Raw genomic sequence first — 14,116 nt, forward strand, 5'->3', positions numbered from 1 at the left:
GGGCCGGCGCACGCCTGCTAGCCGGCCCGGGGGAGGAGACGGCCTTGTGGGCCGGCTCCAGGTTAGCGACTCAGTCCTCGTCGCCCAGCGACAGCAGCGAGGCGTTGCCGCCCACCGCGGTGGTGTTGACCGAGGTGGTGCGCTCGTTGACGAAGCGCAGCAGGTAGCTCGGGCCACCGGCCTTGGGGCCGGTGCCGGACAGGCCACAGCCGCCGAAGGGCTGCACGCCGACCACGGCGCCGATCTGGTTGCGGTTGACGTAGAGGTTGCCGACCCGTGCCTGGGCTTCGATGCGCGCGGCGGTCTCCTCGTTGCGGCTGTGCACGCCCAGGGTCAGGCCGTAGCCGGTGCCATTGATCGCCGCGACCACCTTGTCCAGCTCCGCCGCCTGGTAGCGCACGATGTGCAGGATGGGGCCGAAGTTTTCCTTCTTCAGCTCGTCGATGCCGCTGATCTCGAACGCCACCGGGGCGACGAAGTGACCGTCCAGGCCGCTCGGCAGCTGGGTTTCGGCGATCAGCTTGCCTTCGCCCTTGAGCTTGACGATGTGCGCCTGCAGGCCGTCACGTGCCTCGGCATCGATCACCGGGCCGACGTCGCTCTCGCGCAGGTAGGTCGGGCCGACTTTCAGTTCGGCCATGGCGCCCTTGAGCAGGTCGATCACCCGCTCGGCGATATCGGCCTGCACGTACATCACACGCAGCGCCGAGCAGCGCTGGCCGGCGCTGGTGAAGGCCGACTGCACGGCATCCTTGACCACCTGCTCGGGCAGCGCGGTGGAGTCGACGATCATGGCGTTCTGGCCGCCGGTCTCGGCGATCAGCGCGGCAATCGGGCCGGGCTTCTCGGCCAGCTGGCGGTTGATCAGGCGCGCCACCTCGGTGGAACCGGTGAAGCACACCCCGGCGACCCGGGCATCGCGGCAGAACACCGCGCCGAGGGTGGCGCCGTCGCCCGGCAGGAAGGCGATCACGTCCTTGGGCAGGCCGGCCTCGAACATCAGCTCCAGGGCGCGGGCGGCGATCAGACTGGTCTGCTCGGCCGGCTTGGCCAGCACGCAGTTGCCGGCCACCAGAGCCGCGGTGATCTGACCCAGGTAGATGGCCAGCGGGAAGTTCCAGGGGCTGACGCAGACGAAGATGCCGCGGCCTTCGTGGAACAGCTCGTTGCGCTCGCCGGTCGGGCCCTTGAGCTCTTCACGGCCCAGGCGCAGGCGGGCCTGCTGGGCGTAGTAGCGGCAGAAATCCACCGCCTCGCGCACCTCGTCGATACCGTCCTGCAGGGACTTGCCCGCTTCGACGGTGCACAGCGCCATCAGCTCGGCGCGGTTGGCTTCGAGCAGGTCGGCCAGGCGCTCGAGGATGCTCGCGCGGTTGTCGATCGAGGTGGCGTTCCAGCGCGGCCAGGCGGCCTGCAGCACGTCCAGGGCCTGACGGGCCTGGTCGGCGCTGGCGAACTGGGCGCTGCCGACCACGTGGCTGAGCTGGTAGGGGCAGCGGACCTGCTGGGCGCTGCCGGACAGCTGCTGGCCATTGATCACAGGCGCGGCCTGCCACTGGCGATCGAGGAACGGCTGGTAGGCGGATTCGAGCTCGGACATGGATTTCTCGATGTTCATGTTGATGCCTTGGGAGTTTTTCCGCGCGGCACCGAACAGAGCTGGCGGAAGGGGAATTTTGTCGTTGCCGAGGTTCTTGAACTTGCGCAGCTGCGTCGCCGGGTGATCGAGCAGGGACTCGACCGGGGTGCTCGGATCGACCAGCTGGTGCACGAACGAGGAGTTGGCGCCGTTTTCCAGCAGGCGCCGCACCAGGTAGGGCAGCAGGTCCTTGTGCGCGCCGACCGGGGCATAGATGCGCACGGTCTTGCGGTGTTTCTCCAGCACGGTGTCGTAGAGCGCGTCGCCCATGCCGTGCAGGCGCTGGAACTCGAACTCGCGCGGCTGCGGGTGCTCGGCGGCCATGGCCAGGATGCAGCTGACGGTATGGGCGTTGTGGCTGGCGAACTGCGGGTAGATCACATCGCGGGTGAAGTCCGACAGCAAGAAGCGCGCGCAGGCCAGGTAGGAGGTGTCGGTGCCTTCCTTGCGGGTGAACACCGGGTAGCCGTCCAGGCCCTGGACCTGGCACTGCTTGATCTCGGTGTCCCAGTAGGCGCCCTTGACCAGGCGCAGCGGCATCTTGGCGCCGAGTTCCTTGCCCAACAGCGTCAGCCACACCAGCACCGGCAGGCAGCGCTTGGAATAGGCCTGCACCACCAGGCCGAACTCGCCCCAACCGGCGATGGCCGGGTCGCGCATCAGCTTCTCGTAGAGCTCCAGCGACAGTTCCAGGCGGTCGGCTTCCTCGGCGTCCACCGAGATGCCCACGCCCAGCTTGCGCGCCCGGATCGCCAGTTCGCGCACGTTGGCGAACAGTTCGCTGAGCACGCGCTCGCGCTGCGCCACTTCGTAGCGCGGGTGCAACGCCGACAGCTTGATCGACACCGACGGTTTGGGCCCCGGACCGACCTGCGGCTCGGCGCCGACGGTGTCGATGGCCAGACGGTAGTCGGCCATGTACTTCTCGGCATCGGCCTGGGTCAGCGCCGCCTCGCCGAGCATGTCGAAGGAGTAGCTGTAGCCCTTCTGCCGCTCCGGGCGGCCGTTCTTCAGGGCCTCGGCGATGTTGCGGCCAAGCACGAACTGCTTGCCCATCAGCTTCATCGCCTGGTTCATGGCGGCGCGGATCACCGGCTCGCCGGAGCGCTGGATCAGGCGGCCGATGACCTTCTTCGGCCGGCCATCGGCGGTTTCCGGGTCGACCACCTTGCCGGTCATCACCAGGCCCCAGGCGGCGAAGTTGACCAGCACGTTGTCGCTCTTGCCCAGGTGGCGTTCCCACTCGGCGGCATTGAGCTTGTCGCGGATCAGCGCGTCGGCCGTGGTGGCGTCCGGCACGCGCAGCAGAGCCTCGGCCAGGCACATGAGCATCAGCCCTTCCTGGGTGTCGAGGCTGTACTGACGAAGCAGTGCGTCGAGGGTATCGACGGCATTGTCCCGGCTACGCACGTCTTCGATCAACGTGCGGGCGTCGCGGCGGATAGCCGCTATGCCGGCTTCACCGGGATCGGCGAGCTGCAATAGCTCAGTGAGATAGGCTGCCTCGTCAACGCTGTAATTCGCGCTGATGACAGGGAAAAAATCGGCGGCCTTGGCGGCCGAGATCCGGGTAAGGAACTCGTCCTGCAAGACGTGACTGGCTTTGAACATCACGCCCATCCTCTTATGGATACTGTTGTTGTGGAAAACCACTCTGTATGGGTCCAGCGCAGATCAGCCGGCCTGCTCACCGACACAGGCCGATAGCGCCAAGCTCACGTGGATGACGGAATTTAGTGGCAGAACCATGACCGCTTCTTGCTGAAAACTCTGGAGTTTTTGCCAAAAGCTATGGGCGGGGGAACTAATCGCGAACGCTCGTTCGAGCGTCCCAGGACTGCAAAGAAGCCCACAGCCCCATGCCAGAGCCGTCAAGGCGGGCGCTCTGTTCAGCATGGAGATGGCAATGGGCCGGCTGCGAATAGCGGCGCGCGGGCTGGCCGCCCTAGTGGGGTTGCGGCGCCTGACCGACCTGCAGCCGGGCTGCCCGGGCAGAACCCGGGGTCTGCCTGAAGCGGCTCTTGTAGGCGCGGGAGAAACTGGAGGCATCGGCAAAGCCGACCTCATCGGCGACCGCCGCCAGCGACATGGCGCTGTTGAGCAAGAGGAACTGCGCCCGCTGCAGGCGCCGGCCCATCACGTACTGCTGCGGCGTGATGCCCAACTGACGCTGGAACAGGCAGTGGAAATGGCTCTCGCTGAGGTTGATCGCCGCCGCCAGTTCGGCATTGCTCGGCGGCTCGGCCAGGCGCCGGTCGATCAGCCTGTCGAGCTCGTCGACCGCCAGGCGCGAGTTGCGCAGTGGCAGCGCGGCAGCCGATGAGTAGAGCTGCACCAGCTGGGTCATGAACAGCGACACCAGCTGGTAGCTGACCACCGAATCGCCCGGCGCCGGCTCGCGCCGCAGCTGGCCGGCGGCGAAGTCGAGCATCGGCAGCGCCGCGCCGTCCAGGCAGACGAACTCCGGTCGCTGGAACAGCGTCTGGCTGAAGTTCAGCGCACAGGCCTGTTCCAGCGCGCGGATGTAGGGGTCTTGCAGCGCCACGTCGATCACCAGCAGCTCGCTGTCCTCGCTGAGACCGGCGTACAGGTGCCCGGCCGAGGCCGGCACCAGCGCCGCGGCGCCGTTGCCCAGGCGCCCGGCATTGCCCTGGAACTCGCAGTCCATCCGCCCGCGCCAGCCGATCAGCACCTGGGCATAGTCGTGGCAATGCTCGCCGCGCTGCAGGGCGATCAGGTTGCGTCGCGCCTGCGAGCGGTGGATGGCTTCAACGCCCATGGCGGCACCAGCGGGATCGATTCATAGCCTGGGTATATAACTCCGGCGGCAGGGTCAATGGCAGGGATTTCAGCGTGATTACCATGGCCAACACACTAACAACGGGGAAAGCCGCCATGCAACTGAATGCCGACCAGGTACAGAACGCCCTGCCGTGGGCCGCTCTGATCGAGGCGCTGAGCGATATCTTCGCCCGCGACGACGTCCGCGCGCCGATCCGCCACCACCACGCGATCGAGGTGCCCGGCGAACCGCAGGCCACCCTGCTGCTGATGCCCGCCTGGATCGAGGGCGAGTACCTGGGCGTCAAGCAGGTCAACGTGTTCCCCGGCAACAACGCGCGCAACCTGCCGGGCCTGAGCAGCCACTACATGCTTAGCTGCGGCCAGAGCGGCCAGCCGCTGGCGCTGCTCGACGGCAACGAACTGACCGCCCGGCGCACCGCCGCCGCCTCGGCGCTGGCCTCGCGCTTTCTCTCCCGCGCAGACGCCAGCAGCCTGCTGATGATCGGCGCCGGACGCATGGGCCGGCGCCTGATTCCGGCACACATGAGCGTGCGCCCGATCCAGCGCGTGCAGGTGTGGGACCGCAACGCAGCGGCCTCGGCGGCGCTGGTGGCCGAACTGCGGGCCAGCGATATCGACGCCAGCGTGTGCGGCGACCAGCAGCTGCAACGGGTGGCCGGCGAGGCCGACATCATCAGCTGCGCCACCCTGGCCACCGAACCGGTGATCTTCGGCGACTGGCTCAAGCCCGGCGCCCACCTCGACCTGGTCGGCAGCTTCACCCCGAGCATGCGCGAAACCGACAACCGCGCCATGCAGCGCTGCGCGGTCTTCGTCGACACCCGCGCCGGGGCCCTGAGCGAGACCGGCGACCTGATCATGCCGATCCGCGAAGGTGCGATCGGCGCCGACAAGATCCTCGCCGAACTGGCCGAGCTGTGCCGCGGCCAGCATGCCGGCCGTGCCGCCCTGGCGAACGCCGAGCAGGCGGTAACCCTGTTCAAGTCAGTGGGCGATTCGCGCGAGGACCTGGCTGCCGCGATTCTGGCCTACCGCAACCACGGCTGAAACCAACGCCTGTTTGGGCAGCCGGCGACGGCTGCCCTTTTTTTATGGCACCCCACAATAACAACAGGATGACGACCGCCGTCGCTCATCCACCGGAGCCCGCACATGACGGATAACACCTCGCCGCCGATCGCCATGCCCAACCTCTGGGTGGCCCTGATCCCGATCGTCCTGACCATCGGCCTGCTCGGCCTGCAGATCTTCCATTACAACGATTTCACCCCGCACATCGCCCTGGCCATCGGCTTCGCCATCACCGGCCTGGTCGGCTGGGCCCAGGGCTATCGCTGGAAGGACATCGAGGCCGGCGCCTTCCACGTGCTGCACGTGGCCATGCCCTCGATCGCCACCCTGATCCTGGTCGGCATGCTGGTCAGCCTGTGGATCGCCAGCGGTACCGTGCCGCTGCTGATCTACTACGGCCTGGAACTGATCGACCCGGCCTGGTTCCTGGCCGCCTCGATGCTGCTGTGCTCGGTGGTGTCGCTGGCCATCGGCTCGAGCTGGACCACGGTCGGCACCATCGGCCTGGCGCTGGTGGGCATCGGCACCGCCTTCGGCATTCCGCTGTACTGGATCGCCGGCGCCGTGGTCTCCGGCGCCTTCTTCGGCGACAAGGTCTCGCCGCTGTCCGACACCACCAACCTGGCGGCGGCGGTGACCGAAACCAACGTGTTCGAGCACATCCGCAACATGATGCCGACCACCATTCCGGCGATGCTCATCGCCTTCGTCCTCTACCTGCTGGTCGGCGGCCAGAGCGGCGTCGACGCGGCCCAGCTGGAACAGATCGGCGGGCTCAAGGAGGGCCTGCGCAGCCAGTTCGACCTCGGCTTCCTCGCGCTGCTGCCGCTGCTGGTGGTGATGGCCCTGGCGTTCTTCAAGGTCGCGCCGATTCCGGCGCTGTTCGTCGGCTTCGCCCTCGGTGGCCTGGTCGCCTTCATCAACTACGACTACAGCCTCAACCAGCTGCTGACCTTCGCCCACAGCGGCTTCACCATCAGCAGCGGCGCCGAGTCCCTCGACAGCCTGCTCAACCGCGGCGGAGTGACCTCGATGACCTGGGTGGTGACCCTGATGATGTTCGCCCTGGCCTTCGGTGGCGCCCTGGAGCGCACCCGCTGCCTGGAGTCGGTGGTCAGTTCGATCATGCGCCTGAGCAAGGGCTTTCGCGGCCTGCAGACCAACGCCATCCTCACCTCGGTGGCGACCAACGCGGTGTCCGGCGACGTCTACCTGTCGATCGCCCTGCCGGGGCGCATGTACGGCCCCGAGTACGACCGCCTGGGCTACAGCCGGCTCAACCTGTCGCGAGCCATCGAGGAAGGCGGCACCCTGGTCTCGCCGTTGATTCCCTGGAACGCCGGCGGCGCCTTCGTCATCGGCACCCTGGGCCTGAGCGTGGCCAGCGGCGACTACAGCAACCTGCTCTATGCGCCACTGGCCTTCGCCTGCTGGCTGTCGCCGGCCATCGGCATCCTCTACGCCCAGACCGGCTGGTTCTCCAAGCGCGCCGAGGTCGATCGGGCCGAGACCCGCCCGGCGACCGGCAGCGCCCTGGCCGCTTCGGCCGAAGGAGCCGCCTGATGAACGCCTCACCGGCCTTGCAAACCGGCGGCAGCGTCGCAGTGGTCGGCGCCGGCGTGGTCGGCCTCTGTACCGCCCTGCAGGCCCAGCGCCAGGGCTACCGAGTGACCCTGATCGATCGCGATGCGCCGGGGAAAGGTGCGTCCTTCGGCAACGCCGGCTACCTGGCCACCGAGCTGATCGACCCGCTGGCCAACGCCAAGACCCTGCGCGGCGCCCTGCCCATGCTGCTTGACCCGCATGGCCCGCTGGCCCTGCCGCTGGCCTACCTGCACCGCAGCCTGCCCTGGCTGGCGCGCTTCGTCGCCGCCGCCCGGCCCGCCCGAGTCGCCCGCTCGCAGGAAGGCCTGCGCCAGCTCAACCGGGCGGCGATCGGCGCCTGGCAGCGTTGCCTGAACGACATAGGCGCGAGCGAGCAGCTGTGCCAGTCCGGCTACCTGCTGGTCTGGGAATCGCCCGAGCGCCTCGAGGAGGCCCGCGCCCACGGTCGGTACCTGAAGCAGTGGCAGGTCGCCTGCGAACTGATCGACGCCGCCCGGGTCGCCCAGCTGGAGCCGGCCCTGGCCGGCACGGTCAGCCATGCCCTGTACTTCCCCGAGGCCTGCCAGGTGCGCGAGCCCTACCAGCTATGCCGCCAGCTGTTCGCCGCCTTCGAGGCGCGCGGCGGTCGCTTCCTCCAGCAGGCGGTCGACAGCATCTCTGCGGATACGCAGCAGGTACGGCTCCAGAGCGCAGGCGCCGCCTTGAGCTTCGATCAGGCGGTGATCTGCACCGGTGCCTGGAGCAAGGCGCTGCTGCAGGGCACCGGCCTCGCGGTGCCGCTGGAAGCGGAACGCGGCTATCACCTGAGCATGCACAGCCCGGCGGTCAGCCTTAACCGGCCGATCGGCTCGGCCGAACGCCGCTTCGTCATCAGCCCGCTGGATTCGGGCCTGCGCGCGGTGGGCTTCACCGAGTTCGGCGGCCTGGCACTCAAGCCCATCCGCCGGCGCTTCACGACCTTGCGCCGGCACAGTCAGGCCCTGCTCCCGGCGCTGGTCGACCCGTCCCTGCAGAACAGCGAATGGATGGGCCATCGCCCCACCCTGCCCGACTCGCTGCCGGTGATCGACCGTCACCCGCGGCACGCCCGGCTGCTGTTCGCCTTCGGCAACCAGCACCTGGGCCTGACCCAGGCGGCGATCAGCGCCGAACTGGCGGTCAGCCTGATGGCCGGGGAAACCCCGGCCATCGATCCACACCCGTATCGGGTCGACCGCTTCTGAGACCGGCTGCGCGCGTGAGCGAAATTCGCGCTGACCGCGCGGTCAGCGCACCAATCTGGTGAGCCCTGCGCCCGCACTGGCGGGCGATAGAGCGCTGCAACGCCCTGTCCGCGCGGACGGCGATCGCCTCGCCCCATGGCACTCTTTCTGCATCCACTGCACTACAACGATCATTTCGGCAGGACGCGCTCCTGCCAGGCAACGGTGCCTGAACGACCTGCGACTGTCCCCGCGGGTACTTCGGGCGCTTTTTTTTTGGGCAACTGTCGGAGAGATGCACGCATGAAGTGGCTTAGCTATCCCGCGCTGCTGTTGCTGCGCGAACTGGGTGTGGTCGGCATGCTGCGCAGCCTGCTCGGCATCGGCCTGGCGGGCGCGGCCGTCGCGCTCTGGTGGCCGAGCCAGGCAGCGGCGCCGGCCTGGGCCTTGCTCGCCTATCTGGGCATCTGCAGCCTGTGGTTGCTGTGGCAGGAGACGCTGCAACTGCAACGCTATTGCGACGCTGCCGGCCAGGTGGCGCCCGGCGCCATCGAGTGGTGCCTGCTCCAGCCGATCGGCCACAGCCTGCAGCAATGGCTGCACCGCGAACAGCGCCAGCAGCAGTTGCTGCAACAGCGCCTGGATGAAATCTCCCACTCGTCCCAGGAGCTCGAGCAGAGCGCCGTGCTGGTGACCCGCAACGCCGAGAGCCAGAGCGAATCGGCCAGCATGGCTGCCGCCGCGGTCGAGCAACTGAACGTGAGCATCGTCCAGGTCGCGGCGCTGGCCGATGAGTCGCGGCAGACCAGCCTGGTCGCCAGCGAACAGCTGGGCGACGGCATCGCCCGGCTCAGCGAGCTGGTACAGCAGGTGGCCGAGATGACCCGCCAGGCCCACACGACCAACGAGCTGATCCTGCAGCTGCACAGCAACTCGCACACCATCAACGAGATGTCCGGCACCATCCGCAGCATCGCCGAGCAGACCAACCTGCTCGCCCTCAATGCCGCGATCGAAGCGGCCCGCGCCGGCGAGAGCGGTCGCGGCTTCGCCGTGGTGGCCGATGAGGTGCGGCGCCTGGCGCAACACAGCCAGGCGTCCGCGGCGGAGATCAGTCGCAACATCGAGTCGGTGCAGCAGCACATCAAGGGCGCCACCGTGCAGGTGGCCGGCCTCAGCGAACTGGCGCAACGCAGCGCGCACAGCTCCGAGGCGGTATGCGTGCTGCTTGACCAGGTCCAGCAGTGCGCCCGCCAGCTGATCGGTCAGGTCGATCAGGTGGCGGTGAGCACCGAACAGCAGGGCAAGGCCGTGGCGGAGATCGCCGAGCTGGCCGACCTGGTCCGCCAGGGCAACGTCGACAACCTCAAGGCGGCCGACCAGGCCCGCACCATCGCCCATCATCTGGCGCATCTGACGGGGTAACCGCATGGACGACTTCTACCCACTCGCGCTCTACCTGGGCGCCGGCACCGCCGTCGTGACCCTGGCGTTATACGGCCTGCATCGCCGGCTGCAACGGCAAAAGCGCCGGCACATCCAGGCGAACATTCGCCAACTGGCCCTGCTGCGCGCGCTGATCGCGGGCCTTCAGCGCCACCGCGGCCTGAGCAACGGCGTACTCTGCGGCGATAGCGGCATGAGCCAGGAGCTGGCCACCACCCGCCAGCTGCTCGACCGGCACATCGAGGACGCCCGGCAACTGGCCGGCAGCCACCGCGACGCCTGGAACAGCCTGATCGATCACTGGTCGCGGTTGCGCGAGGGGCGCATCGGCGATGCGGCGAACAACCTGGCCCAGCATCACCTGATCATCCGCAACAGCATCTTCCTGATGGAGGACGTGGCCAGTGAAGTCGACCTGACCACGGGCCGCGCCAGCCTCGGCTACCTGCCGTGCATCTGGCGCGAGGTGGTGCAGGCCGCGGAATGGGCCGGCCAGGCCCGCGCCCTGGGCACCGGCATCGCCGCCGCCGGCCACAGCAGCGCCGAGCAACGGGTGCGCCTGCGCTTTCTCTACCAGAAGATCCAGCAGCTGGCCGGCAGCGCCTTCGCCACCCTGCAGCCGCACGGCGAGCTGTTCCGCCTGGCCCAGCGCCAGCGGGTAATCGAGGACTTCCTGCACTGTATCGAGCAGGAGCTGCTCGGCCAGGAACAGCCGGCGATTGCCGCCAAGAGCTACTTCCAGCGCGCCACCCAAGCCATCGACGAACTGCTGGCACTGGTCGATACCGCGCTGCAACAGTTGCAGCCCCAGCGCTAGAGGCGCAGGGTAGCGGGCGCATCTGGCTCAGTCGGGGCGATCGGCGATCAGCGCCAGCAGGTCGGTCACCCCAACCTCGGCGCCGGCCTGGCTCAGCAGGGTGGTGACCTGGCCGCGGTGGTGGGTCTGGTGGTTGAAGAAGTGCATCAGCAGGCTGAAGAAATCCTTGCGCGCCGGCACACCCTTGCTGTTGTGGTAGGCGAGCGCATGGTCCAGATCGGCCTCGGCGATCGAAGCGGTCCAGTCGAGGATCAGGCGGTCGAGCCATTGCCGATGGGCATGCAGCGCCTGGATGTCGGCGAACAGTATCTGCCCCAGGCTCAAGGGCGTCGGCAGCTCACGCACCGGCGCCAGTGCGGCATAGCCGGCCGGGTGTTCGGCGAAGCGCTTGAGCCACAGGGTGTCGCCTACCACCAGGTGGTTCAGGGTGCCGAGCAGCGAACCGAAGAACGCCTGGCGATCGGCCACCAGTTCGGTCTCGGGCAGACCGAGGGCCGCCTGATAGACCTTGGTGTTCATCCACTGGTTGTACTGCGCCATCAGGCAGACGTGCTGGCTTCGACTCACGGTGAATCTCCTTTTCGCTTGTTCGATGGGCCGCCGGGGCCCGCCTCAGGCCACGACCCGGTTGCGCCCAGCGGATTTGGCCCGATAGAGGTTTTCGTCGACCCGCTTCATCCAGGCCCGATAATCCTCGTCGCCGACCAGGCTGGCGGCGCCGATGCTGACGGTAACCGGCTGGTCGGGCAGGAACGGCTGCGCGGCGACCGCACCGAGCAGTTCCTCGGCGACCTGCCGGGCGTTGGCGCCATCGGCGTCATACAGCAGCACGAGAAACTCCTCGCCGCCCAGACGGAACAGCTTGTCGGCACGCCGCGCACGCTGGTGCAGCAGCTCGCCGACCCCACGCAGCACGGCGTCGCCGGCGTCGTGTCCGAGGCGGTCGTTGATCGCCTTGAAGTGATCGATATCCAGTGACAGGAGCGCCATAGGTGTCTTGGTGCGACGACTCTGTTCGATGGCCTGCTCGAGACTGTCGGCGAGCAGCATCCGGTTGAAGAGCCCGGTAAGCGGATCGGTCACCGCCTGCCTGCGCATCTTGTGCTGCTGCGCGGTGATGACCCGGATGAACACGGCCGCAAAGGCGCTGACCGCCAGCAGCGTCGCCGTCACCCTGGCCGCCAGCGGCGCGTCGATCACGCTCCAGGCCTGCGGCAGGGTCAGGGCGAGCATGGCGCCGTTGGCGATCCAGGCCTTGCGTTCGGGCAGCATGAAATAGAAGGAAATCACCGCCGGGTAACACCACAAGACCCCGATGATGCCCTGGCGATTGATGGTAAGGACCAGATAGAAGATGACCGCCGGCACTATGCCCAACAAGGTGAGGGCGGGCGAGTAGTGACCACGCCAGATGCCCCAGGCATTGCCGGCAAGCAGCAGTACCACGATCAGCGAGCCGGTGCCGAGATACGGATGGCCCTGAACGATATGGTTGATCGAGAACGGCGTCAGCAGAACGAATGCGGCCAGGGCAACGCCCAGCGTCGCCTTCTGGCGAAAGTCGAACGGATCTTCGAGTTGCTGTATCAACGCTTTCACAACGCCAGTCCAACTGTGGGTCAGGAGCGGTACTGTAGCCCGTCGCGCATAAGGCTAGCGAGCCAATCGATCGGCCAGGGCGTCCCGCCCAGGCGGCGCGCGCAATTCGCCGGGCTCGGGGCGTGGCCAGCGCGCCTGCTACTCCTCCAGGCTGACGCCCGAGCCGCCCATCTCCGCGGGCAGGTCCTTCCACTTGGGCAGGCCGTCCTTGATCGGCAGCACGCGCTCCTGGTAGTGCACATGCACCGCGGGCATGAACTGCAGTTGCGGAATCAAGGCGGCGTAGACGTCGATCAGACTCATGCCGGGGTGGTCGGTGAACAGGTGGCCGCCGCATTGGGTGCACCACTGGCGCGTGCTCTGCGGGGTCTTGTTGAAGCGGCCGATATGCTCGGCACCGCGGGTCACGGTGACGGCGGCTGGTGGCCACAGGGTGAAGGCATTGACCGGTCCGGCCGACCAGTGCCGACACGACTGGCAATGGCAAAAGCCCATGGCCGCAGGCTCGCCGCTGACGCTGAACTGGACGGCGCCGCAAAAGCACTGGCCCTGATAGATACGCGGGTTGTTCATGCTCGAGTTCCTCGTTTGCAGACCTGGCCTCACCCGCCCCGCCAGCCGGCTTCAGCTGAAGCCGGCTGGCGGCTAGCGGTCGATCACTTCCCCGCGCATCGGCGCCAGGCGCGCCAACAGACGGTTCTGCGCCGGCACCGAAATACCCTCAGCATCCATGGCGTCCTGCAGGTTTTCCACCAGGGCGTTGAAGTCGCTGGGGGTCAGCTGCTGGCCCTTGTGACTTTCTTCCATGCTGTCGCCAGTATAGGTGCAGGGACCGCCGGCCTCGACGCAGACCTGCTCGACCAGCTTGTCGCGCAGGCGCTCGATGTCGATGTCCTGGAAGTGGCGGACGATGCGCGCATCGCCGGCGATATTCAGCAGCATGCCTTCGACGATGCGGGTGATGCCGGCCCGCTCACCCAGCGCCCGGTACAGGCTGTCGTCCTGCGGGGCGCGCTGGGCGCAGGCGGCCAGGCCGAAAGCCAGCAGCAGTATCAGTGCGCGCATCCTCTAGAAGCTCCCCTGCAGGGACAGGTAGACGCCGTCCTGGTTGTCCAGCGTGGCAATCTCGCCGAGGCGGGCATAGGCCAGCACCAGCGCCAGGTGCTTGTTGGGGAAGTAGCCTACGAACAGGTCGGCCCAGTCGCTCTCGCCGGCGAAGCCGAGGTTGTCCGGTTTTTCCCGGTACTCCAGGCCAATGGCCCAGTGGCGGTCGGGCAACACGGCGATCGAGCCTTCCTTGAGCAGCGAATGGCGGTCGCGTCGGTCGCCGCCGAAACCGAGCAGGCCCAGTTCGTTGGCCCGGCTGTAGCGCAGCCCGCCATTGATCAGCAGGTTGTAGCCGAAGGCACCGCCGAGCAGCAGGCGGCTGGCGTTGAGGTAGCCCTCGCTGTCTTCGCTGCGCCGGGCGCCGACCAGGCGGGGGACGAGGAAGTCCTTCTGCCGCTTGTGCTGGAGGCCCAGCGCCACCTGGGGCAGGTGGTCGTAGATCAGGTCGCCGAACAGGCGCAGCTTGAGGCCGAAGATGTCCTGGCTGAGGCTGCTCTCGGGCAGGTCGAGGCCACGGGCCAGGTTGCCCAGGTCGAAACGCTGGCGCGCGTAGGACAGCTCCAGGCGGTTGTCGAAGGAGGCGGCAAGGCCGGCCACCTCCAGGCGGTAGTCGCCGGTCTCGACGCGGGTGGCGAATACATCGGCGCCCCACTCGCCGCGCTCGCCATAGCCGGCCAGCACCGCCCAGGGGGTGATGCCGCCACCGGCCGCGCCGTCGAGGCTGGTCGCCCCACCGGTGGCCAGCAGACGCCCGTCGGCGGCGGCCACCAGGGTGGAAAACAGGCCGAGCAGTGCGCCACAAATGATCTGCGAATAGCCCATCGG

The 14,116-nt window shown here is 67.8% G+C and carries 12 protein-coding genes; 5 read left to right on the forward strand and 7 right to left on the reverse strand.

From position 1 onward, the window contains the following. Positions 1-70 precede the first annotated feature (70 nt). On the reverse strand, positions 71-3,250 hold the full coding sequence (gene putA / locus AB5S05_RS03035) for a bifunctional proline dehydrogenase/L-glutamate gamma-semialdehyde dehydrogenase PutA (RefSeq protein ID WP_369285955.1): 3,180 nt from the start codon (positions 3,248-3,250) through the stop codon (positions 71-73). Positions 3,251-3,584: 334 nt separating this feature from the next. Further along, positions 3,585-4,418 (reverse strand): helix-turn-helix transcriptional regulator, encoded by an 834-nt coding sequence (locus tag AB5S05_RS03040; protein ID WP_369285956.1) that lies wholly within the window; start codon positions 4,416-4,418, stop codon positions 3,585-3,587. Positions 4,419-4,534: 116 nt separating this feature from the next. Here AB5S05_RS03040 and lhpI point away from each other — a divergent pair, with 116 nt between their 5' ends. The 5 genes from lhpI (at position 4,535) to AB5S05_RS03065 (ending at position 10,585) form a co-directional block, all read left to right on the forward strand. Then, the gene (gene lhpI / locus AB5S05_RS03045; RefSeq protein WP_369285957.1) at positions 4,535-5,491 is read left to right on the forward strand and encodes a bifunctional Delta(1)-pyrroline-2-carboxylate/Delta(1)-piperideine-2-carboxylate reductase; all 957 of its coding nucleotides are present in this window, start codon (positions 4,535-4,537) and stop codon (positions 5,489-5,491) included. Positions 5,492-5,596: 105 nt separating this feature from the next. Further along, on the forward strand, positions 5,597-7,078 hold the full coding sequence (nhaC, locus tag AB5S05_RS03050; protein WP_369285958.1) for a Na+/H+ antiporter NhaC: 1,482 nt from the start codon (positions 5,597-5,599) through the stop codon (positions 7,076-7,078). Beyond that, the gene (locus AB5S05_RS03055; RefSeq protein ID WP_369285960.1) at positions 7,078-8,343 is read left to right on the forward strand and encodes an NAD(P)/FAD-dependent oxidoreductase; all 1,266 of its coding nucleotides are present in this window, start codon (positions 7,078-7,080) and stop codon (positions 8,341-8,343) included. Before nhaC ends, AB5S05_RS03055 begins: the two co-directional genes overlap by 1 nt. Before the next feature lie 858 nt (positions 8,344-9,201). Continuing rightward, the gene (locus AB5S05_RS22095; RefSeq protein WP_438943539.1) at positions 9,202-9,747 is read left to right on the forward strand and encodes a methyl-accepting chemotaxis protein; all 546 of its coding nucleotides are present in this window, start codon (positions 9,202-9,204) and stop codon (positions 9,745-9,747) included. Positions 9,748-9,751: 4 nt separating this feature from the next. Beyond that, positions 9,752-10,585 carry a nitrate- and nitrite sensing domain-containing protein gene (locus AB5S05_RS03065; protein WP_369285963.1) on the forward strand — a complete coding sequence of 278 codons (834 nt, stop codon included), beginning with the start codon at positions 9,752-9,754 and terminating at the stop codon, positions 10,583-10,585. 27 nt (positions 10,586-10,612) lie between these two features. Here AB5S05_RS03065 and AB5S05_RS03070 read toward each other — a convergent pair whose 3' ends face one another. From AB5S05_RS03070 to AB5S05_RS03090, 5 genes are all read right to left on the reverse strand, one after another. Further along, positions 10,613-11,152, reverse strand: a complete 540-nt coding sequence (locus AB5S05_RS03070; protein WP_369285965.1) for a DinB family protein — start codon at positions 11,150-11,152, stop codon at positions 10,613-10,615. A gap of 45 nt (positions 11,153-11,197) precedes the next feature. After that, positions 11,198-12,184 carry a GGDEF domain-containing protein gene (locus AB5S05_RS03075; protein ID WP_369285966.1) on the reverse strand — a complete coding sequence of 329 codons (987 nt, stop codon included), beginning with the start codon at positions 12,182-12,184 and terminating at the stop codon, positions 11,198-11,200. 138 nt (positions 12,185-12,322) lie between these two features. Next, a complete protein-coding gene (locus tag AB5S05_RS03080; RefSeq protein ID WP_369285967.1) occupies positions 12,323-12,757 on the reverse strand; it encodes a GFA family protein in 435 nt (144 codons plus the stop codon). A gap of 72 nt (positions 12,758-12,829) precedes the next feature. Continuing rightward, positions 12,830-13,249, reverse strand: a complete 420-nt coding sequence (locus AB5S05_RS03085) for a group I truncated hemoglobin (RefSeq protein WP_369285968.1) — start codon at positions 13,247-13,249, stop codon at positions 12,830-12,832. A 3-nt stretch (positions 13,250-13,252) separates the two neighbouring features. Then, the gene (locus AB5S05_RS03090; protein ID WP_369285970.1) at positions 13,253-14,113 is read right to left on the reverse strand and encodes a DUF3034 family protein; all 861 of its coding nucleotides are present in this window, start codon (positions 14,111-14,113) and stop codon (positions 13,253-13,255) included. Between the last annotated feature and the right edge of the window lie 3 nt (positions 14,114-14,116).

This window comes from Pseudomonas zhanjiangensis (assembly GCF_041027545.1).
GTDB classification, from domain to species: Bacteria; Pseudomonadota; Gammaproteobacteria; order Pseudomonadales; family Pseudomonadaceae; genus Aquipseudomonas; species Aquipseudomonas zhanjiangensis.